20 protein-coding genes are annotated in these 19,343 nt (G+C 60.6%); 8 read left to right on the forward strand and 12 right to left on the reverse strand.

All coding sequences use genetic code 11. The features are described from left to right. Positions 1-23 precede the first annotated feature (23 nt). Both NOV21_RS10240 and NOV21_RS10245 read left to right on the forward strand, forming a co-directional pair. Positions 24-1,331 (forward strand): 2-hydroxyacyl-CoA dehydratase subunit D, encoded by a 1,308-nt coding sequence (locus tag NOV21_RS10240; protein WP_283170954.1) that lies wholly within the window; start codon positions 24-26, stop codon positions 1,329-1,331. Next, positions 1,328-2,995 (forward strand): acyl-CoA dehydratase activase, encoded by a 1,668-nt coding sequence (locus NOV21_RS10245; protein WP_283170955.1) that lies wholly within the window; start codon positions 1,328-1,330, stop codon positions 2,993-2,995. The genes NOV21_RS10240 and NOV21_RS10245 overlap by 4 nt, the downstream gene beginning before the upstream one ends. Positions 2,996-3,692: 697 nt before the next feature. Here NOV21_RS10245 and NOV21_RS10250 read toward each other — a convergent pair. Then, positions 3,693-4,658 carry a helix-turn-helix transcriptional regulator gene (locus tag NOV21_RS10250; protein WP_283170956.1) on the reverse strand — a complete coding sequence of 322 codons (966 nt, stop codon included), beginning with the start codon at positions 4,656-4,658 and terminating at the stop codon, positions 3,693-3,695. 119 nt (positions 4,659-4,777) lie between these two features. On the opposite strand from NOV21_RS10250, the gene NOV21_RS10255 reads away from it, so the two are divergent. After that, positions 4,778-5,938 (forward strand): iron-containing alcohol dehydrogenase, encoded by a 1,161-nt coding sequence (locus tag NOV21_RS10255; protein WP_283170957.1) that lies wholly within the window; start codon positions 4,778-4,780, stop codon positions 5,936-5,938. A gap of 47 nt (positions 5,939-5,985) precedes the next feature. Further along, on the forward strand, positions 5,986-6,384 hold the full coding sequence (locus tag NOV21_RS10260; protein ID WP_283170958.1) for a hypothetical protein: 399 nt from the start codon (positions 5,986-5,988) through the stop codon (positions 6,382-6,384). Positions 6,385-6,429: 45 nt separating this feature from the next. Here NOV21_RS10260 and NOV21_RS10265 read toward each other — a convergent pair whose 3' ends face one another. The 4 genes from NOV21_RS10265 to NOV21_RS10280 all read right to left on the reverse strand — a co-directional run bounded on the left by NOV21_RS10265 (position 6,430) and on the right by NOV21_RS10280 (position 8,691). Next, complete coding sequence (locus NOV21_RS10265) at positions 6,430-6,963, reverse strand: nucleotidyl transferase AbiEii/AbiGii toxin family protein (RefSeq protein WP_283170959.1); 534 nt, start codon at positions 6,961-6,963, stop codon at positions 6,430-6,432. Between the two features lie 17 nt (positions 6,964-6,980). Then, the gene (locus NOV21_RS10270; protein ID WP_283170960.1) at positions 6,981-7,271 is read right to left on the reverse strand and encodes a hypothetical protein; all 291 of its coding nucleotides are present in this window, start codon (positions 7,269-7,271) and stop codon (positions 6,981-6,983) included. Continuing rightward, positions 7,268-7,795: a type IV toxin-antitoxin system AbiEi family antitoxin domain-containing protein gene (locus NOV21_RS10275; RefSeq protein ID WP_283170961.1), complete on the reverse strand. Its 528-nt coding sequence runs from the start codon at positions 7,793-7,795 to the stop codon at positions 7,268-7,270. The genes NOV21_RS10270 and NOV21_RS10275 overlap by 4 nt, the downstream gene beginning before the upstream one ends. 455 nt (positions 7,796-8,250) lie before the next feature. After that, positions 8,251-8,691 carry a MerR family transcriptional regulator gene (locus NOV21_RS10280; RefSeq protein WP_283170962.1) on the reverse strand — a complete coding sequence of 147 codons (441 nt, stop codon included), beginning with the start codon at positions 8,689-8,691 and terminating at the stop codon, positions 8,251-8,253. A gap of 129 nt (positions 8,692-8,820) precedes the next feature. Between NOV21_RS10280 and NOV21_RS10285 the strand changes: the two genes are divergently transcribed. Both NOV21_RS10285 and NOV21_RS10290 read left to right on the forward strand, forming a co-directional pair. Continuing rightward, a complete protein-coding gene (locus NOV21_RS10285; protein WP_283170963.1) occupies positions 8,821-9,762 on the forward strand; it encodes an aldo/keto reductase in 942 nt (313 codons plus the stop codon). A gap of 32 nt (positions 9,763-9,794) precedes the next feature. Beyond that, a complete protein-coding gene (locus tag NOV21_RS10290; protein WP_283170964.1) occupies positions 9,795-10,352 on the forward strand; it encodes a flavin reductase family protein in 558 nt (185 codons plus the stop codon). A gap of 321 nt (positions 10,353-10,673) precedes the next feature. On the opposite strand, the gene NOV21_RS10295 is transcribed toward NOV21_RS10290, so the two are convergent. The 4 genes from NOV21_RS10295 to NOV21_RS10310 all read right to left on the reverse strand — a co-directional run bounded on the left by NOV21_RS10295 (position 10,674) and on the right by NOV21_RS10310 (position 13,634). After that, positions 10,674-11,012, reverse strand: a complete 339-nt coding sequence (locus tag NOV21_RS10295) for a type II toxin-antitoxin system PemK/MazF family toxin (RefSeq protein WP_283170965.1) — start codon at positions 11,010-11,012, stop codon at positions 10,674-10,676. Beyond that, positions 11,005-11,283 (reverse strand): type II toxin-antitoxin system RelB/DinJ family antitoxin, encoded by a 279-nt coding sequence (locus tag NOV21_RS10300; RefSeq protein WP_283170966.1) that lies wholly within the window; start codon positions 11,281-11,283, stop codon positions 11,005-11,007. The genes NOV21_RS10295 and NOV21_RS10300 overlap by 8 nt, the downstream gene beginning before the upstream one ends. Before the next feature lie 450 nt (positions 11,284-11,733). After that, on the reverse strand, positions 11,734-11,937 hold the full coding sequence (locus NOV21_RS10305) for a hypothetical protein (RefSeq protein ID WP_283170967.1): 204 nt from the start codon (positions 11,935-11,937) through the stop codon (positions 11,734-11,736). 206 nt (positions 11,938-12,143) lie between these two features. Next, on the reverse strand, positions 12,144-13,634 hold the full coding sequence (locus NOV21_RS10310) for an aminotransferase class I/II-fold pyridoxal phosphate-dependent enzyme (protein ID WP_283170968.1): 1,491 nt from the start codon (positions 13,632-13,634) through the stop codon (positions 12,144-12,146). Between the two features lie 131 nt (positions 13,635-13,765). On the opposite strand from NOV21_RS10310, the gene NOV21_RS10315 reads away from it, so the two are divergent. Together NOV21_RS10315 and NOV21_RS10320 are read left to right on the forward strand one after the other, a co-directional pair. Continuing rightward, positions 13,766-14,629, forward strand: a complete 864-nt coding sequence (locus tag NOV21_RS10315; RefSeq protein WP_283170969.1) for an NAD(P)/FAD-dependent oxidoreductase — start codon at positions 13,766-13,768, stop codon at positions 14,627-14,629. A gap of 334 nt (positions 14,630-14,963) precedes the next feature. Then, positions 14,964-15,278 carry a hypothetical protein gene (locus NOV21_RS10320; RefSeq protein WP_283170970.1) on the forward strand — a complete coding sequence of 105 codons (315 nt, stop codon included), beginning with the start codon at positions 14,964-14,966 and terminating at the stop codon, positions 15,276-15,278. A 298-nt stretch (positions 15,279-15,576) separates the two neighbouring features. On the opposite strand, the gene dtd is transcribed toward NOV21_RS10320, so the two are convergent. The 3 genes from dtd to NOV21_RS10335 form a co-directional block, all read right to left on the reverse strand. After that, a complete protein-coding gene (gene dtd / locus NOV21_RS10325; RefSeq protein WP_283170971.1) occupies positions 15,577-16,059 on the reverse strand; it encodes a D-aminoacyl-tRNA deacylase in 483 nt (160 codons plus the stop codon). 37 nt (positions 16,060-16,096) lie between these two features. Continuing rightward, a complete protein-coding gene (locus NOV21_RS10330; RefSeq protein ID WP_283170972.1) occupies positions 16,097-17,131 on the reverse strand; it encodes a branched-chain amino acid aminotransferase in 1,035 nt (344 codons plus the stop codon). A 170-nt stretch (positions 17,132-17,301) separates the two neighbouring features. After that, positions 17,302-18,633, reverse strand: coding sequence for an ATP-binding protein (locus tag NOV21_RS10335; protein WP_283170973.1), 1,332 nt, complete (start codon positions 18,631-18,633; stop codon positions 17,302-17,304). Positions 18,634-19,343 lie beyond the last annotated feature (710 nt).

A 19,343-nucleotide genomic window follows, 5' to 3' on the forward strand; every position in this document is an offset into this window, starting at 1 on the left:
CCCGCCGGAGTATACTTCCCGCCATGGACGTGATACGGACATTCGGCAACATCATAGACTCCCAAGTGGGCAGCCACCCGCTCCGCGCGCGGCGTATCCTCTATGCCGGATGGCGCGCACAGCTGGCGAATCTCACCGTTCACGCCGATAAGCGGCTTCCGGCGGCGCGGCGATATGCCGCCCGCGTGGCGATGGGCAAGATCACCCGAGCTCTGAAGCACCCCGAGAAAGCCGCCGCTATCAGCTTGTTCACGCCGTACGAGCCCCTTCAGACGACGGGCGTCCTACCCTATTCGGTCGAGCAGCTCTCGTGCTTCATCGGCGGCTCGGATGCTGAGAGCGCCTTCCTCGAGGCGGCCGCGCAAGCCGGGTTCGCCGACACCATGTGCTCGTACCACCGCATCTTCCTCGGCGCGGCGGCGAGCGGCCTGCTCCCCCGGCCCGCGTTCTGCGTGTACACATCGCTTGCCTGCGATGGGAACCTGATCACCTTCCCCTCCGTGCAGGACCATTTCGACATCCCCGGCTTCTGCCTGGACGTCCCCTTCGAGCGTAGCGACGATGCCGTCGGCTACGTCGCGCAGGAGATCCGGGATCTCGTGCGGTTCGTGGAGGGTTGCATCGGGCAGGCGATCGACGAATCCGCCCTGCGTGAAACCGTCGCCCGGGGCTGGCGCAGTGCGCTAGGCTACCGGCGGTTCCTCGACGCCTCGCCCGGACGGCGCCTGCCGGCCGACATGACGAGTGAGATGTACGCGATCCTCACCAACCACGTGCTCATGGGGTCCCCCGAAACCGAGCGCTTCTGCAGCATGTTGGCGGACGATATGGAATCCGCCCCCGCAAGCGATGGCTTGCGGCTGCTGTGGCTGCACACCATGCCGTTCTCGCAGGAGCCCTTGATCGAGCGGCTGAATTTCAACGACGACGTGTTCATCACCGCCAACGACCTCGCCGCCGACCCGATGCTCATCGACGTCGACCCGGACAGGCCCTACGAGGCGATGGCGCGGCGGCTCGTGTATTCCTGCTACAACGGTCCCGCCAGCGCGCGCACCGAGCGGGCGCTCGACATGGCACGGCGCACGCAGGCGGAGGGCGCCGTGCTCTTCAACCATTGGGGATGCCGCGCGACGCTGGGCGCGTCGCAGCTTATCAAACAGGATCTGGAGGAAGCGGGGCTGCCCTGCCTGGTGCTGGACGGCGACGGTGCCGACCCCGCGAACCGGAGCGACGGCCAAACCAGCACGCGATTCGACGCCTTCATCGAGCTCCTCGGCGCCAAGCGGGAAGAGCGCGCCGGCGCGGCGGACGAGGGGAGCGCCCGGTGAGAACGGTCTGCAAATACACGCCGAACGAGCTGTTCGCGGGATTCGGCACGACCTGCACCGTGCTCGATGGGATGGCGCACGATCTCGACGAGTCGGATTCGATGGCCCATGCCAACCTCTGCGGATTCGGCAAGACCCTCATCCAAACCTCGCTCCGAGGCGAGGCGGAGCCGCTGCTGCTGGTGAACTGCTGCGACACGATGCGGCGCGCCTACGACGTCATCGTGCATGCCGTAACGGGTCCCGGAGGCGGGAAGAGGCCGTTCACCTACCTCATGGAACTCCCCCATACCTGCAGCCCCTGCCAGATCGAGGCGTTCGCCCACGAGCTCAAGCACCTCAAGGACGCCTACGCCCGGGCAACCGGGCTGACCTTCGACCTTGCCGCCTGCCAGGCCGCCTTCGCGCCCCGCCATGCAATCGAGGAACCCTACGTGGGCATCATGGGGGTGCGTTGCGGCCGCGAGCTCGAGCAGTTCATCCGCCGCACGTTCGACATGCCCGTCACCAACCTCACCTGCACGGGCAACCGTTCGCCGCATATGGATTCCGCCGCGCTGGAAACCGATGACGAGGACGCGTTCTTCGCCGCGTACGCCCAGGCTCTTCTGGGGCAGATCCCCTGCATGCGCATGCATGACACGACCGGCAGGCGGGCGCTCTTCGAAGATCCGCGGCTCCGGGCGGTGATTTACCATTGCATGAAGTTCTGCGACTTCTACGGACCTGAATACGCCCAGTTCAAACGCCATTCATCCCTCCCCCTGCTTCGAATCGAGTCTGATTTCACCTTGCAAAGCTCCGAACAGCTGCACACGCGCATCGAGGCGTTCGCGGAAACCATCGCCCCGAAAAAGGACGCTTCAGCCCCGAAGGCGCGCTCGAGCGGAACGACCTACGTCGCCGGGATCGACAGCGGGTCGACAAGCACCGATGTCGTCATATTGGACGAGATGGGCGCCGTGGTCGCTTCCGCTATCATCCCCACCGGGGGCGGAGCGCAGAAGAGCGCCGAGGAATGCCTTTCGCACGCGCTTGCGCAGGCGGGCATATCCCGCACGGCGATCCGCTCCGTCGTTTCGACCGGATATGGCCGCTCCTATATCGACGAGGGGGATGATTCCGTCACGGAGATCACCTGCCATGCCAAAGGAGCCCATTCGATCGACCCCTCGGTGCGCACCATCATCGACATCGGCGGCCAGGACAGCAAAGTCATCCGCATCGACAACGCGGGCAACGTCCAGGACTTCGCGATGAACGATAAATGCGCTGCGGGAACGGGGCGCTTCCTGGAGATGATGGCGCGCGCCCTGGATCTGCCGCTCGAAGAGATGAGCCGCATGGGCGTCGACCACAAGGAGGACATCGTCATCTCCAGCATGTGCTCGGTCTTCGCCGAATCCGAGGTGGTCAACCTGGTTGCCCAGAACCGCGCCATCCCCGACATCGTCTGGGGCATCGACAATTCCGTCGCGAACAAGATCGGCACGCTCGTCCGGCGCGTGGGAGGACGGGAATCCTACATGATGACGGGAGGCGTGGCTCAGAACGCGGGCGTCGTTCGCGCGATCGAGCGGAAGCTCGGTTGCAAAGTGCACGTAAGCGAAAGCGCGCAACTCTGCGGCGCCCTCGGCGCAGCCCTCTTCGCGCTCGAACGATAACTCCCGGACAGGCTGCGGCGTGCGGGGCGCAAGGCTGCGGCCTTGTTTTTTCGCAGCTCCCCTTCACGCGAGTGAGTGGGAATAGCCGATTTAGGGCATAACTAACCTAGGGAACCGCTGATATATTCCGCCAGCCCAGGAACGACATGCTGGCGCCGGAACGGCTCGATCCTCGTTCGCGCACGTCAGTGCGCTCGCTCGCCTTTCGCCGCCCTGGCACTCAGCCTGCCGTCCCCGGCCAAGGCGGAATTAATCAGTGTTTCCCTAGCCATCCTAATGGGTGCGCACAAAAGGCAAGCATACGCCGACAGCGGGATCATCGCTGCCGGCGTTCTGGGTTAAACCTCGCTAGGCCGTGCTAAGCGCAAAGTTAACGGGAAATCCATAATCGCGAAACACAATGTCTATTACTTTTCAAGCTATGGCGTTGCGCAGACAAGACGACAACTCCCTTAGGAACATCAACAAATCGATAGTTGCGCTAACCAATAAAAGACATAAGCACTACGAGAGCCTCCTGCAAGAAATGAAACATGCCGTCTGATACCTCAAACGGCAATAATGCCGTTGCCCCATCATGGATAACTGCATTCGATGCAGAACTCGGCTGATTTCTACAGGTTGTCGATAGCCTCGGAAAATTCATCAATAACAAAAGAATCGAAACTGTCGTTTCGCCCGCCCTCATCGAGAGACGCTAGCCTCGACGGCCCCTCGGCGTCACTCCGAACGCCTTGCGGTACGCCTTGTGGAAGTTGCTGGTGGAGGCGTAGCCGACAGTCCCCGCAACCTCGTCCACCGTCATGTCGGTGCGCTCGAGCAGCAGCCTCGCACCATCCATGCGCGCCGCTGCCACGTGCTCACGAAACGTCACGCCCGTCTCTCGGCTCAGCAGGGCCGACACGTAGTTTGGATGGTAGCCGAACTCGCACGCCAGACCTTTCAGCGTAACGTTTCCAAGGTGCGAGCGGATATAACCGACCATAGCCGCCGAGGGTTTCTGCGGGGCGGAATTCTTCGGGGCCTCCTGGCGCAGCTGGCGAGCGGCCATCTGCGCCAGCGTGAGCGCCATGGACTTGAGAACCTGTTGACTGCCTATACCGGCCCGCGCGTACTCGACGGCCATGAGCTCGATCAGCTCGCGAAACCCGCTCGACGCGGCGGGGTGCAGGTGCCGGAAGCTGTCCGCGAAGGCGTCGCGGGCGGGCTCCAGGTAGAAGCGCAGCAGCTCCTCGTCGACCGAGAGCTGCGGCAGGAACTCGCGGTAGAACACCTCGGCGCGTATGAGCACGCCGACGATGGTTACCTTGCGCTCCGGGTTGCCGCGCAGGGCGTAGCCGCCGAAGGACTGGCTCGCGTAGAGCTCGCCCTCGCGCACGGTGATGCGGTTGTAGCGGTCCCGGCTGAGCGCGTCGTAGTTGCCGTCGTAGGCGTAGTTGTAGAAGAAGTAGCTCTGCCGGTGGAAGCGCTCGTGGATGTGCTGACCCCGGAAGACGCACACCGCCACGTTCTCGTCGGCGCCGGTGCGCCAGTAGAAGGTCTCCTCGGTGCCTGGGTCCTGGGGACGACCCTCGATCTCGTGGTAGGTCCAATCGATGTCCGCGAACTGATCGGCTAGCTGCCGCAGCGCCTCGTCAACCGCAGCCCGGTAATCCTTTGCCATACCCACCTCCAAAATCTTAAGTTACGACGCATTATAACTTTACACCGGGCGTTGGAAGCGCTGCGTCGCGCTGGGAGAATGGGACCCGTAGACAAAAGGCAAATCGATAGGAACCGGCCATGATAGAGAAGTTCGTGTACGACATGCCCACCCGCGTCCTGTTCGGGTCGGGGTCCCTGAAGTCCCTGCACGAGGAGGACCTGCCCGGGAAGAAGGCGCTCGTCTGCATCAGCGAGGGCGGGTCGATGAAGCGCCACGGCCAGCTCGACGCCCTGGTGGCGGAGCTGGACGCTGCAGGCGTGCAGCACCTGCTGTTCGACCGCGTGCGCCCCAACCCCGAGGCCGCGAACGTGGACGACGCCGCCAAAATGGCCATGGAGAACGGATGTGACTTCATTATCGCGCTCGGCGGTGGCTCGGTCATGGACGCCGCCAAGGCCATAGCGATCGTCGCGGCAAACGACGGCTCCTGCTGGGACTACAGCCCGTCTGCCACGGGCGGCAAGCAGGCGCCCGAGAACCCGGCGCTGCCGCTGGTCGCCGTCACGACGAGCGCGGGCACGGGCAGCGAGGTGGACATGTGGTCGGTCATCAGCAACGACGCCACCGAGGAGAAGACGGGCTACCCGACGATCTTCCCGACCATCTCGGTCGTCGACCCCGACCTCATGATGAGCGTGCCCGCGACCTTCACCGCCTGGCAGGGCATGGATGCCTTCTTCCACGCCGCCGAGAGCGTCATCAACGTCAACGAGCACGTGGTGGGGGAGATGTTCGCGCTCAAAGCCATCGAGCTCATCGCGAAGTACCTGCCGCGCGCCGTCGCTGACGGGAGCGACGGGGAGGCGCGCGCCAACATGGCGATCGCCAACACGCTGGCGGGCTACTACATGCTCTGCACCTCCGAGCACACCATGGAGCATGCCCTCGGAAGCGCGCATCCCGGGCTCGTCCACGGCGCCGGGCTCATCATGATCAGCCACGAGTACTTCAGGTTCTTCGCCGACCGAAAGGCATGCGAGGAGCAGATGGCCAAGATGGCGCGCGCCATGGGCGTCGAGGGCGCGACGGGTGGCGCGGACTTCGTGGCCGCGCTCGACAGGCTCATCACGGACGTGCGCTGCGCCGACCTGAAGATGAGCGACTACGGCATCGCGGAAGACGAGCTGCCCACCACCGTGCAGAAGTACCACGAGGTCTGGGGCGGCAACAACGACGCCGACCCCGTCAAGCTGACCGACGAGGACGTGCTAGGAATCTACCAGCGGTCCTACCGCTAAGAAGTCGTTTTGCGGCAAAAACATCGACGAAGAAAGGAACTCTGACCATGAGGGAAATCACCGACAAGCACGAGATCGAGGCCGAGCAGGCGTCCGCCCTGCCCCGCCTGGTGAACGACTGGGCGCTCATCACCGCCGGCGGCAAGGACGACTACAACACCATGACGATCGCCTGGGGGTCGATGGGCGACATGTTCTGGGAGCCAACCTTGGACGCATACGTGAGCCCGAGTCGCTACACCTACGGCTTCATGGAGGAGAACGACTGGTTCACCGTGAGCCTGTTCCCCGCCGAATACCGCCCCGACCTGCAGGTCCTGGGCAGCAAGTCGGGGCGCGACGGCGACAAGGTGGCTCTGACCAAGCTCACCCCCGTCGAGGTCGAGCACGGGATGACCATAGAGGGCAAGGCCTCGAGCATTTCAGGAGAAACCCCGCTTGGATAACCATGTGCTCCCTGACCGCGAAATGGATTCCCTGCGCTCGGACTACTATTTCGATGCGTCGATTCTCGCGATGAGGTCGTTGGCCCATGCGACCGCATCGTCCGCGGACGCGAGAACGCTCAGCCCTTCGGAATCCATGGCATACGCCTCATCCCATCCTTCGCGCTTCACTAGCTTCGGCGGCCATTCTTGACGCTTCCTGTACGCAAAGAGCCGCACGCATACGCTCCTAGTGAACACCAGGTCGATGTCCCCGTTCGCCATCATCACCTGCAAGTCAACAAGGTCGCGTGGCCGATCGCCGCCTGTGACGGCATGCAGTTTCTGGGCAACCTGATATGCAGGCATCATGAGCGGAGCAGGACCGGGCGCGGGAAGTCCGACAGAATCGAAAATGCCCGACACGTCATCTGGCTCAATCCAGTCCGCCTCATCCGCGTCGCCGATTTCGTTGAAGCCGACCTCGAGTGGAACCGTGCACCATGGTTTTCCTAGATACGAGAGCTTCACATCGAACGGCTGCATCACGTACTCCTCAGGAACATCCTTGGGATGCGCGGGCTCGCGAGGGATCACCATTCCGTAAAAACCTTGGGTTATAGGCCAAAACCTTCCCAGCCCTTCTCGAGCGAGCCGTTCAATTTACGCGCGTACTCGGTTGCCTCCATGGCTGTCGCCGTGTCCAAATCGGTCGTGAACCTTGTCGACGCATCGCCTAGGCGCATCTTTATTGCACTGCCGCCCTTTACAACCCCATCGGGCAGCAGCGACGCCACAATTGCGTTCGCCATGAGCGTGCGTACCTCCAGGTATTTACGAGGCGAGTTACCGCACGCTCGGCGGATGGCGGCATCGAGGTTGCGCATGCTGTTAGGCCGCTTCGTCATCCTTCAATCCTCTTCTTTAGCTCGTCGCGCTCATCGCTGTTAATGTACCCGAATCGAAGAGCCTCGTCGGCGGCCTCCGCGGCACGCTTGCGTCCGATCGCCCCAGCGGAATCTACAATCGCGTCAGCGACGCGCTGGCAGGGAACGCCTTCGCAGAACGTCTTCTTCGCACTCCCCGTAGCACTCACTACGTGAAAACCCTTTCCAAGGTTTTTTCTCACCCTGCGAGGCGTCGCTACCCACATCCTTCCCGGATTAGTAGGCGCCAGCTTGAGCAGGGCAACCACGGACTCGCCGTACAGATAGGCATCAGGACCTACACTTTTGACCGCAGCCGCATAAGGGGAGGCTTCTTGATATGGCCAAACGGGAATCCGATAGACACCCCACCCCACGCGTTCGAGCCTGCCACGCCTCGCGTACTGCACGAGTTCCGCGTTGGAACACCCCAACACGCGAGCTTCCGCAGACGTGATGAGCCCGAAGTCGTCTGTTGCATCGTATATGTCATCAATCTTTGTCATGCCAAAAGTATAGCGTATTCATAATACTTTTGGCATATAATTTACATGTTAAATGATTGATTCGGAGAAAATCGGGTCAAAAACAACCACCTGCAGTCACTCCTCCTGGGAAAACGGGGAATGACTCGCCAAAGCTGGCGACGGTTGGCGGGATTTGGCGCTATCTGAAAATCATTCCTCACCCTTTTGAATCAAGGGCTGATTCGGGATTGATTCGGATGAGACAGTGCCATATGGACCAGATGGCACCATATGGAATCAGGTAGAACCTCAGGGACAAGGTGCGTCACTGAGTGGGAATGAGATTTTGAGATGCACTACAACGCATAGCGTTTCAATGCATCGCTGCGGCACGATTTGAAAAGGATGAATGGGCAACGTAGGCCAGCCTCCAAGCGGCGGCCTGCTCGATTTCATAGCCGACACCGCGCCGCGCGCCGCGCCCCATCCCCATCCTAGTATCGATTGATGCGCGCAATCTTGGGCGGAAGTTCCTCAACCGGCATGTTCTTGGGCGTGTCGCAGGTGCCGCTCTCGGCGGCGACGTCGTAGAACCAACACTTGTAGTAGATGAAGTCGCGCGCGAGCTTGAGATCGTCGATCTGCTCGTCGATCGCCTTCAGGCGCTCGTTCACGATCTCGCGGCGGCGCTCTGTGGTGGAATCGCCCTCTCGGTGCAGGTCGATACATTCCTTGATTTCGGCGATCGGCATGCCCGATGCTTTCAGGCGCCCGATGAAACGCGCCCATTCCAGATCGTCTTCTGCGTAGACGCGCATGCTGCCCTGGCTGCGCGCCACATCCGGGAACAGCCCCCCCTTGCCATAGTAGCGCAGCGTGCTGGCGGGCATGCCCAGCTCTGCGCTCGCCTCGCCGATGGTGTAGACCTTCTCCATTCCCGCCCTTTCGAAAGCTTGGAAACTTTTTCGAGAAATATTATTGACTTGAACCATGGTTTAAGGTCAAGAATCTTTTTCAGTGTTATCAAGCAACTGCAAAAACATACGGCAAAAGGAATATAAGAAATGAAGGAAACCAAACTTCCCAAGATCGCACTCGGAGCCTGGGCGTGGGGCGACGACGGCACGTTCGGCACCAAACTTGACAACGAAACGCTCCGGGACGTCTTCGACACCGCCATGGACGCCGGGCTGAACCTGTGGGACACGGCCTACGCCTACGGCATGGGAACGTCCGAAAAGGCGCTCGGCAAACTGCTCGCCGCCCGTCCGCGCGAGAGCTACCTGGTCTCGGACAAACTCACCCCGCAGTGCATGGACGCCTCCGCAGCAAACCCCGTCGCGGACATGTACGGTATGCAGCTTGGCCTGCTGGGAGTCGAGAGCATGGACATTTACTGGATCCACAACCCCTTTGGTGCGCCCAGCTGGACCACGAAGCTCGCAGAGTACCTGGAAGGGATGGACAACCCGCCCGTGATTGGCGTCTCGAACCATAGCCTGGCCGAGATCAAGCAGGCAGACGAAATCCTGAAGCAGCACGGGCTGAAGCTGGGCGCCGTGCAGAACCACTTCAGCCTGCTCGAGCGCTCGAGCGAAAGCGGCGGTATCCTGGATTGGTGCAAGGAAAGCGGCGTGGCCTTCTGGGCCTACATGGTGCTCGAGCAGGGGGCCCTCTCCGGGAAGTACGACGCGGAGCACCCCATGCCCGCAGGGTCGGACCGTGCGGCGGTGTACAATCCCGTGCTCGGCGAGATCGGGAAGCTCAACTCCGTGCTCGCCGAGGTGGCGCAGGCCCACGGCGTGTCGGCGGCCCAGATCCCGGTAGCATGGGCCATCGCCAAGGAGACGGTCCCCATTGTGGGCGTGACCAAGAAGTCGCACGTGGAGGACGCCGCAAGGGCGGCGGCGGTGGAGCTCTCCTCCGACGAGATGGCGAAGATCGAGCAGACAGCAGGCAGCTTGGATCTGAATCTTGTTCGCTACTGGGAAAAGAGGATGGACTGAGCCGCAAGACACTGATTCGAAAGGAACTCTTCATGAGCAAGAAGAACATCGGAAGCAAGCTGGCCCTGTACCCCTGTCCCGTTGCCGTGATCGGCACCATCGCCGAGGGCGGCAAGCCCACGTGGACGCTGGTCGCCCACATGGGGATCATGGGGCACGACCACGTGATGGTGAGCCTCGCCCAACCGCACTACATCAACTCCTTCATCAAAGAGAACGGGGCTCTATCCATCAACGTTGTGGACGAAGGCTGGGTTGCTAAAGCCGACCTTTGCGGCATGGTGAGCGGCAACACGCAGAGCAAGTCGGACTTCTTCACGTGGACCGCAGGCGATGCGGGAGCCCCCGTCGTCGACGACGCTAAGCTCGTCATGGAGTGCAGCGTTGAGGACGTCTACGGCACAAAGGGCTTCGACAACTTCATCTGCGCCATCGCCAACACGTACGCCGACGAGGCGATTCTCAACGACAAGGGCAAGCCGGACTACGACTCGTTCGAGCCGGTCCTCTTCGAGATGCCCAACTACAATTATGAGAAATCTGGCGGCGTTCTCGCCCCTTGCCTGAGCTTCGCGAAGGACGGCGAGTAGCCAAGCCCGCGACACGGCTTTCGCCTATTGCGGGGCGCTATTGGGTGATGCCGGAGATGCGCGAGGGCTTCACGCGAATCGTTCCCCTCTACCGGACTCGCGCGGATAGGTCGGCTTTCAAGCGACAACGTTTCGAGGTTAGGCGTGTGCGACAGCCGAGGTTCGAGTCATTCTCTGCCCCTTTGCACGTTTGATTCGGAGCAGAGCGCCCCAAATTAAACGTACGCGTTAAGCCTCGCTAAGGCGCGGTAAGCGCAAAACCAGCGAAATGCCCACAATCTTGTCGAGATGCCGTTCCAACAGTTGGCGCGGCAAGCCGGTTCAGCGGGTGATCTCCGCGAGAATTGCCTTTATGGCCGCGATGTCGGAATCGGCGAGTCTGCCGATTCGTCCTGCCATTCCCAGGTAGCCGGGAGGAATCTCGGCGATGCGGTCGAAACGCGCGATCGATGGCTTGTCGAGACCCGCTGCCCCCCACTCGCGCAGGGGGTAGTCGTGCGCGAGCGAGAGCTTGTTGGATGAACTCGTCACCATTGCGACGAGCGACCCGTCGGCACGCGCCGCGAGCACGATGACCGGACGGAACTTGTAACCGCGCCCTTCCGGGAAGTCGAAGCGGGCATGCCAGACCTCCCATGGCTGGGGCACCCGGTCACTCATCGCCGTCGTCCCATTCCGCGGGGAGCACGGCGACGCCCTCGGCGTTCAGCGCTGGCTTGTAGGCGAGCGCAGCGACGGCGTCGTAGGACGGCGCCTCTGGGCGAAGGTCGAAGGGCAGCCCGCCGACCTCGATGGACTTCACGAGGAACGTGTTTATCGCGTCGTTGAGGCTCAGGCCCCATCGGGCGTAGACCTCGGCCGCCTGGGACTTGATCTCGTCTGACGTCCTCGTCTTGATCTCCGCACGCCTCGGCACTGCTGCTGTCGCCATGTGGCATCACCCTTTCAGTACCCATATTGTACCCGTAACGGGTCCAATACACAATATTTCTTCAGGACGCTAATCTGCCCGGCTCGTCCTCCACTGGCTCTTGGGGTGCGTCGTGGGGTTGAGCGAGGTTCCGGCCCCGCCCGTTCTCGCGCCTCAGCACGCAACAGACTATCAGAGAAATGGACCGCGCGCCCGGCTCGAACCGCTCCCAGATCGCGCGGACGCTCGGAATCAGCCGCAACACGGTCGGCAAGCCGAGCAGCATTCCGCAGAGGTTGAGGAAGGCGGCATGCCCGACCTCGCCGCCAACCAAATCCCCTTCTCCATTAAGGAACTCGAGAAGATGCTCGATACGCCCAAGGGGAACGTCGCAGGCTAACCCACACAACTGGTCTACTGGGACATTGTATGCGGTGCGCTACTCGCGCTCTTGTTCGGGTTTGGTTTATGTCACAGCAGACGATGAGTTCGACCCCGATCGCCACTGCACGATTCTGTTGTCTCGATCGAGTCGGCATTCAGTGAGTTCACTGCTGCGGTTGCCTCGTCAAGCCTGGCGGTATATTCGCTCTGGACCTGCTGCAACGCTGCTTTCCGATCATCAACTGAATCTTTATGGCAATCAGCGCATTGCTGGTAGAGAGCTTCGTTCATGCCAACGCTTTAGAAGACGTGCGTAGTGTACTGTGCGCATACCATATTCCAATCTGAGGACTCCACGTTCCCCTTGGCTGCAGCTTCTTTCACCCAGGTCTTGACAACAACAGCCTTGCCCGGTGTATCCCCATGGCGCGAATAGCAAGCAATACTCATGGTCATATATTGAACGCATCCATAACGCCCATCCTCCGGGAAGCGCACTACTGCCGATAGTAGCTCAGGAAGTCGCTCAGCCGTCCCATGGCGTTTTTCAGCACCTCCACGCGCGGCAGGTACACCACGCGGAAATGGTCGGGGCTCTTCCAGTTGAAGCCGCTACCCTGCACGATGAGCAGCTTCTTGTCCTTCAGCAGGTCGAGCGCGAACTGCTCGTCGTTTACGATGTTGAACTTCTTCGCGTCCAGCTTCGGGAACATGTAGAAGGCGGCCTTGGGTTTCACCACGCTGACCCCCGGGATGTCCTTGAGCGCGTTGTACACGTATTCGCGCTGCTCGTAGATTCGACCGCCCGGCACTAGGTAGTCCTTCACGCTCTGATGCCCCCAAAGAGCCGTCTGCACGATGGACTGCGCGGGCACGTTGCTGCACAGGCGCATGTTGGATAGCATGTTGATGCCCAAGATGTAATCCTGGGCGATCCGCTTGTTCCCCGAGAGTATCATCCAGCCGATGCGGAACCCGGCGATCATATGGGATTTCGAAAGCCCGCTGAACGTGATGCAGAACAGGTCGGGCGCGAGACTCGCGATGCTGACATGCTCCTCCCCGTCCATGACCAGGCGGTCGTAGATCTCGTCGCTGAATATGATGAGCTGATTCTCGCGCGCGATGTCGACGATTTCCTGCAACACTTCGCGCGGGTACAGGGCGCCGGTGGGGTTGTTGGGGTTGATGATGACGATCGCCTTGGTGCGGCTGGACACTTTTTTGCGAATATCATCCATATCCGGATACCAATTCGCCTGCTCGTCACACAGGTAATGCACGACGTTGCCGCCCGCCAGCGTCGCGCAAGCCGTCCAGAGCGGATAGTCGGGCGAAGGGATCAGAATCTCGTCGCCATTGTCGAGCAGCGCCGACATGCACAGGTTGATCAGCTCGCTGACGCCGTTGCCCGTGTAGATATCCCCCATGTGCACGTTGGGAAGATGCTTTATCTGGGAGTACTGCATGATGGCCTTGCGTGCGGAGAACAGGCCTTTGCTGTCCGAATATCCTTCGCAATCCGTCAGCTGGCGCGCCATGTCGTGCACCACCTCGTCGGGTGTGCGGAAGCCGAATGGCGCGGGATTGCCGATGTTGAGTTTCAGCACATGGGTGCCCGCCTCCTCCATGCGGTTCGCCTCATCGACGACCGGACCGCGCACGTCGTACAGAACGTTGTCCAACTTGGAGGATTTTTTGAATGTGCGCATGGAGGTGCCTTTCGAATGTTCATGTTCGACCTTGGAAGATTGAAGAAGCGTGTCATTCGCTTCCCCCAGCAACCATTCCGCGGTGGTGCCCAACACTTCGGCGAGGAATTCCATCATGGCGGGCCGCGGTAGGGTCTTTCCGCCCACATATTGACTGAGCTGGCTTTTCCCCAGTTTCACGCCCTGCTCTTCGGCGAGGCGCAGCACATCGACCTGTTTGAAGCCCCGCTGGATCATGATCTGATTGAGCCGTTCGGAAAATGAACTCTGGACCATAGGCGCTTCTTTCTCTAGTTCAATTTAGAAGCGTATTTTGAACTTATCACCGTTCGATTGCAAGATCAAATTGAACTTTCCATACATGCTATTATTCTCCCCGTTACTCGAAAAACCAGGGGAGGAGACCTATGGAACGTTTCGACATCGCGATCATCGGCACAGGTCCTGCGGGACTGGAAGCCGCCATTACTGCGAAGGTGCGCAACAAGAGCATCATCCTGTTCGGCAGCGCGCAATCGAGCGAGAAGGTGCGCAAGGCGCATTCCATCCGCAACTACCTGGGCCTTCCCCATATCAGCGGTGGGGACATGCAGAAGACGTTCCTCGACCATGCGCTCTCCATGGGAGCCGAGATCTCCGACGAGCAGGTGACACTCGTGTTTCCGCAGGAAGGTTTCTTCAGCCTGCAGACGAGCAAGGGGTTCTACGAGGCCGAAACCGTCATCCTGGCCTCCGGCGTGGCTCCCGCGAAGACGTACCCGGGCGAAGAGGAATTCCTCGGGCGCGGCGTGAGCTACTGCGCAACCTGCGATGCGGCGCTGTACCACGGGAAGGTCGCCGCGGTCATCGCGACGAGCCCCGATGAGGAAGCGGAAGCGGATTTCCTCTCCGAGTTCGCCGACAAGGTGCTCTACTTCCCCCTGTATAAGGGCGATGTGCATGTGAGGGACTCCATCGAGGTTCATCGCGAGAGGCCGCTGGAGATCACCGGCCAGACGAAAGTCGCCACGCTGGAGACGGACGGCGGCAGCCATCCCGTGGACGGGGTTTTCATCCTGCGGGAGAGCGTCTCCCCGGGGCAGCTGGTGCCCGGATTGGAGATGGATGGCAACCACGTGAAGGTCGACCGCTCGATGGCGACCAACGTCGAGGGGCTGTACGCCGCAGGCGATATCACGGGAACGCCATACCAGTACATCAAGGCCGCCGGCGAAGGCAATGTCGCCGCGCTTGCCGCCGCAACATTGATCGACGCCCGCAAGCGCGCATAGCCCCGCGCCCCCGACGTTTCATATCGCTGCGTTTCGAAGCGGCCGGCGGTCTCGCGATCGTCAGCCGCTTCCCGTTGCTCGCCCCTTCCCCGTGTCGCAGGCGAATCAGGGAGGGCATATCTTTCGGGCGCAAGGCGGCGAGGGGGCATGCCGCTGGAGGGTCTCGTCGCTCGCGGCCAGAAGGCCGGCTTTTTGCAAGATACGCGCATATGTGAATCCTGAAGAGCCATGGTGATGAATCCTAAAGGCGGACAGCGGGCATCGGATTAAATAGTCTAAAATTTTGTTATATTTACTCTTTATTTTTTATTATGTTTGAGTACAATATTTCGAAATGGACTACTCAAACGCACCAGGCACGGATCTCGTGGATCTGTTCACGTCCGACGCATACCGCTTGCTGCACCTGCTCGTGCAGCTGCAGGAGCGCACATTGGATGGGAGGCGAATCCGCGAGAGCCAGGAAGAACTCGCTGAACTCTTCCACGTGAGCAAGGGGAAATTGAACCCCCTCATGCAGGCGTTGGTTGCGTCGGGGTGCATACAGAAGTACCGCGCGCGCAGCGGATACGTGGTGACCCCCCTTGGCTTGCGAGCGGATAAGATCCTCAGCGGTTTAGATACGACGGCAAGGCGGGAAATCGATTAGATCGCCCCAGCGGCAAGAGCGCAGAAGCACAAGGGAGCACTCCGATGATAGTTCCTCGAAAACGTGTTTTCACCAGCAGAAATGCAAGCCTGCATGCAGAGCCGCTCTGTCCGCTGTACACCACGAAGAGCGGGTTCCAAAGCCTCTGCGGGACGCATCTCAACCCGCCTTCCTGGTTGTTCGAGATCCAGACGAAGGCAATCGGCAGAGCGTCGGGCCAGAACGACCGCGGAGCATATCCCAACTGAAGCGCGCCCCTTGGGCGCATCCGCTCGACGGCGACGCTGCCCGCCGATGATCACAACTCGTCCGTATCGAGCCAGATGGTGAAGGGCCCGTCGTTCACCAGGCTCACCGCCATGTCGGCACCGAATTCCCCGACGGAGACGGCACCCATATCGCGCAGGGCGACCGCGCAGAAATAACGGTACAGATCTCCCGCATGGGCAGGGTCGCCTGCGTCCGCGAAGCTGGGGCGATTCCCCTTCCGGCAGTTTGCGAACAGGGTGAATTGGGAGACTATCAGCACCTCGCCGGCGACATCGCCCAACGCAAGGTTCGTGCGCCCTTCCCCATCGGCGAATATGCGCATCTTCGAGATCTTGCGCCACAGCCTGTCCGCTTCCGCCTCGCCATCGCCCTTTCCAACGCCGAGGAAGATCACGAATCCGCGCCCTATGCTGCGCCTCGGCTCCCCCTCGATCAGTCCGTCGAATGTGCCGGACGTAGCATCTTGGATCGCAACTTCCGCTTGCGATACCCGCTGAATCAAAGCGCGCATGGGCTGCTCATTCCAAAGACAGGCCTGCCGTTCACCGTTAGTCGATCGTCACGACCCAGCCTTCGGGTCCCTCGATCTCGCCCGCTTGGATGCCGGTGAGCGTTTCGCGCAGCTTCGTCATCACGGGACCGGCCGCCTCCATGCCGCTTATCTCGATGACCTCGTCGCCTTTCGTGATCCTGCCGACAGGGCTGATCACGGCCGCGGTGCCGCAAAGCCCCGCTTCCACGAAGTCGCCGTTCTCGACCTCGCTGAACTTCACCGGCCGCTCATCGACCTTCATGCCCAGGATGTCGCGCGCCACCACGACCAGGCTGCGCCGCGTGATGGACGGTAAAATCGAATCGGTATGGCTCTGGGGAACGACCAGCGTGCCCTCCCTGTTCACGAATATGATGTTGGCGCCGCCCGCCTCCTCCACGTAGGTGCGGCTCTGGGAATCCAGGTACAGGTTCTCGGAAAACCCGTTCCTATGCGCCTCCACGTTGGCCTGCAGGCTCATGGCGTAGTTCAACCCCGCCTTGATGTTGCCGGTGCCGCGCGGTGCCGCGCGATCGTACTCGCTCACGCAAATGCTGATGGGCACGGCACCACCCTTGTAGTACGGCCCCACAGGCGTGACCAGGATGCGGAACTGGTACTCGTCAGCCGGCTTCACGCCGATCACGATGCCGGTGGCGAACATGAGGGGGCGGATGTAGAGCGTGGCCCCGCTGCCGAACGGCGGCACCCACGCCTCGTTCGCCTTCACGACCTGCTTGACCGCCTCCACGAATTTTTCCTTGGGGAAGGGCGGCATGCACAGGCGTTCAGCCGTGTTGTACATGCGCTCGGCATTCAGGTCGGGGCGGAAGCAGGTGATGCGCCCGTCCTCGGTAGTGTAGGCTTTCAGACCTTCGAAGCACTCTTGGCAATAGTGCAGAATACCCGCGCATTCGCTCAGGGTGACGGAGTGATCGGCGGTCAGGCCGCCCTCTTCCCATGCGCCGTCTTTCCAATTGCACACGTAGCTGTAATCGGTGGGCATGTAGCTGAAGCTCAGGTTTGCCCAATCCAGGTCTTTCTTTTCCATGATGCCTTCCTTCCGAGCGCGTCACGTGCATCGGAAAGGATTGTACAACTTTAGTCGGGTGGAGTGGATGAAATGCTCGGTACGGCCACAATGCACGCGCCTTTCACCATCGCGATGAATCATGTTGCCGCATCGGATACGCCGCCGCGCCGCGCCTCGTGGGCGGACGTTTACCATTCCCTCTTTCTCCCATCCATGAACATCGTGCAGTACATCGGCGCGTAGACAATTTTACCGTCGACCTCGATGTTCTCCTCGCAGAGCACCAGCGCCTCGTCGATGCTGTAGTTCCCGATCTCCAATACGTTCTTCAAGGCGCGGTGCCGCTTGTACGTTTTGCCCGACTTCACCTCTATAGGCAGAACTCTTTCGAGTGAGTTCTCGACGAGGAAATCGAGTTCCCCGGCCGCCTTCGACTTGAAGTAATAGAGAGGCATGCCCCGAGCAGCGAGCTCCTGGGCAACATAATTCTCGTATATGGCTCCGTAAGCGACGTCCGTCCTTCCCGCCAGCATCTCGCGTGTCGCCTCCATCCCACACCGATAGGTCAGGAGCCCGACATCGTTCATGAAGAGCTTGAAATACGTCGACCTCTGCGAGATGAGCAGGGGCGGGCGCGGCTCGCTCACATTGTAGACGGGTAGGGCAACGCCCGCGTCTGCGAGCCATAGGAAGCTGTTTTCGTAGCGGGCGATATGCGCATCCCCGTTTATGTCCGAGAGGATGAAGCGCTTATCCTGCGCAGCGAGCTCGGCGGGTACGAGATCGTAGATGCGCCTGATGGTCCGGGTCCTGCGCCTTGCGTACTTCGTTATGTCCTCGCGGTATCGCGCAACGATATTCCTGTGGATGCTACGCACAGCAGGCAGGCTGTCCTCCCTCACGAACGCGTCCACAGCCGCAGGCATTCCGCCGACTATGAGGTACTCGTGAAACAACCCCATCAGCCTCTCATGGAGATAGGGGTCCACCGGCTCACGTCCCTCAAACGAGGCGCTGGCGGCAGAGAGTACCTGCGCGGGAAGCCCCCTCGCACAGCAGTACTCCTCAAGGTCGAGCGGGTACATCGTCATCGAGTCGAGGTAGCCGACGGGCACCGATTTGATATTCTTCAGCTCGACACCCAGCAGCGACCCCGACAAAACGAAGTCGTACTGCGGGAAACCGTCCACGAGGAACTTGATCGCAGTGGGAACCCCCTTGCACTCCTGTACCTCGTCGAGGAAGATGAGCGTTTTCCCTGCCACGATTTCACCAGACGCGAACGCGGTGATGCGCGCGAAGAGCTCCTGGGCGTTGCGAGCGGTGGAGATGGCCTGCGCCGCCGTCCCGTCCTCGATGAAATTGATCTCAGCGAGATGCTCGTAGTTCTCACGCGCGAACTGGCGGACGATATAGGTCTTGCCCACCTGGCGGGCACCGTCGACGAGCATCGCCTGCTTCGTCTTGTGCTCCTTCCAGAACATAAGCGCATCGTAGGCCTTCCTTTTCAATGCCGGCATTCGCCCCACCCCTCTCCCCTAGACTGTGTATAGTCTATTGTACGGATTCGGAGTGGGTTTCACAATCAAAATGTACACTTTTGGAAGTGCATTTCATGCTCATATGTACAATCTTGGTCATCCTGTGGACATGCGAGTTGATAGACGGCCCCGTCTTCGTAGATGGGGTCTACGTGCGATGCGGTAACGCTCCAGCCGCATTGTTCGCAAGTCATCATGATTGATGATCCAACAGTCTCTGATTTAAGATTTCCGCCGCATTCTGGACAACTCATCGATCACCTCACCTGGTCCTGTTTTTGTGCACAGGCCTGAGGGCTATCTGAACAGGTCGTCATGGGAACCCGTGCGCTGCATGAGCACGATGCTGTCGAACGTGCACCAGATGAGAAGCTAGTCTCCCGCGTTGCAGACATGGCATTCGCTGCTGCCGGACCAGCCTCCCGTGAGCATGTGGTAAATATTGCATAAGACATGTGTCCGTCAGGCTTGTGGATCACTTTGAATAAGCGGACGCATTGCGAATAGAAAAGTGCCTCGAGAACGCTTCGAGGCACTGAAAATCACCGAACGATAATGGGGTTATAGGCCAAAACGTGTTGATGGCTAATCCCAATCGGTGCGCCACTTGGCCGAGTGGTGGAGCTCCGACCAGACCAGCCCGTCGCCCCATTGCGCAGGCCCCTCCTTCTTCTGCGGCTCGAAGGCCG

Source organism: Curtanaerobium respiraculi, from assembly GCF_024609215.1.
Classification (GTDB): domain Bacteria; phylum Actinomycetota; class Coriobacteriia; order Coriobacteriales; family Eggerthellaceae; genus Curtanaerobium; species Curtanaerobium respiraculi.

What these genes read in the sequence shown, in the direction of transcription:
- NOV21_RS10295 (WP_283170965.1), bottom strand. Translation starts at nt 11,012, where the DNA reads ATGAGTGACCGGGTGCCCCAGCCATGGGAGGTCTGGCATGCCCGCTTC.
- NOV21_RS10335 (WP_283170973.1), bottom strand. Translation starts at nt 18,633, where the DNA reads ATGCCGGCATTGAAAAGGAAGGCCTACGATGCGCTTATGTTCTGGAAG.
- NOV21_RS10300 (WP_283170966.1), bottom strand. Translation starts at nt 11,283, where the DNA reads ATGGCGACAGCAGCAGTGCCGAGGCGTGCGGAGATCAAGACGAGGACG.
- NOV21_RS10265 (WP_283170959.1), bottom strand. Translation starts at nt 6,963, where the DNA reads ATGGTGATCCCTCGCGAGCCCGCGCATCCCAAGGATGTTCCTGAGGAG.
- NOV21_RS10310 (WP_283170968.1), bottom strand. Translation starts at nt 13,634, where the DNA reads ATGGTCCAGAGTTCATTTTCCGAACGGCTCAATCAGATCATGATCCAG.
- NOV21_RS10285 (WP_283170963.1), top strand. Translation starts at nt 8,821, where the DNA reads ATGAAGGAAACCAAACTTCCCAAGATCGCACTCGGAGCCTGGGCGTGG.
- dtd (WP_283170971.1), bottom strand. Translation starts at nt 16,059, where the DNA reads ATGCGCGCTTTGATTCAGCGGGTATCGCAAGCGGAAGTTGCGATCCAA.
- NOV21_RS10270 (WP_283170960.1), bottom strand. Translation starts at nt 7,271, where the DNA reads ATGACGAAGCGGCCTAACAGCATGCGCAACCTCGATGCCGCCATCCGC.
- NOV21_RS10260 (WP_283170958.1), top strand. Translation starts at nt 5,986, where the DNA reads ATGAGGGAAATCACCGACAAGCACGAGATCGAGGCCGAGCAGGCGTCC.
- NOV21_RS10290 (WP_283170964.1), top strand. Translation starts at nt 9,795, where the DNA reads ATGAGCAAGAAGAACATCGGAAGCAAGCTGGCCCTGTACCCCTGTCCC.
- NOV21_RS10320 (WP_283170970.1), top strand. Translation starts at nt 14,964, where the DNA reads ATGGACTACTCAAACGCACCAGGCACGGATCTCGTGGATCTGTTCACG.
- NOV21_RS10280 (WP_283170962.1), bottom strand. Translation starts at nt 8,691, where the DNA reads ATGGAGAAGGTCTACACCATCGGCGAGGCGAGCGCAGAGCTGGGCATG.
- NOV21_RS10240 (WP_283170954.1), top strand. Translation starts at nt 24, where the DNA reads ATGGACGTGATACGGACATTCGGCAACATCATAGACTCCCAAGTGGGC.
- NOV21_RS10275 (WP_283170961.1), bottom strand. Translation starts at nt 7,795, where the DNA reads ATGACAAAGATTGATGACATATACGATGCAACAGACGACTTCGGGCTC.
- NOV21_RS10250 (WP_283170956.1), bottom strand. Translation starts at nt 4,658, where the DNA reads ATGGCAAAGGATTACCGGGCTGCGGTTGACGAGGCGCTGCGGCAGCTA.
- NOV21_RS10255 (WP_283170957.1), top strand. Translation starts at nt 4,778, where the DNA reads ATGATAGAGAAGTTCGTGTACGACATGCCCACCCGCGTCCTGTTCGGG.
- NOV21_RS10315 (WP_283170969.1), top strand. Translation starts at nt 13,766, where the DNA reads ATGGAACGTTTCGACATCGCGATCATCGGCACAGGTCCTGCGGGACTG.
- NOV21_RS10330 (WP_283170972.1), bottom strand. Translation starts at nt 17,131, where the DNA reads ATGGAAAAGAAAGACCTGGATTGGGCAAACCTGAGCTTCAGCTACATG.
- NOV21_RS10305 (WP_283170967.1), bottom strand. Translation starts at nt 11,937, where the DNA reads ATGAACGAAGCTCTCTACCAGCAATGCGCTGATTGCCATAAAGATTCA.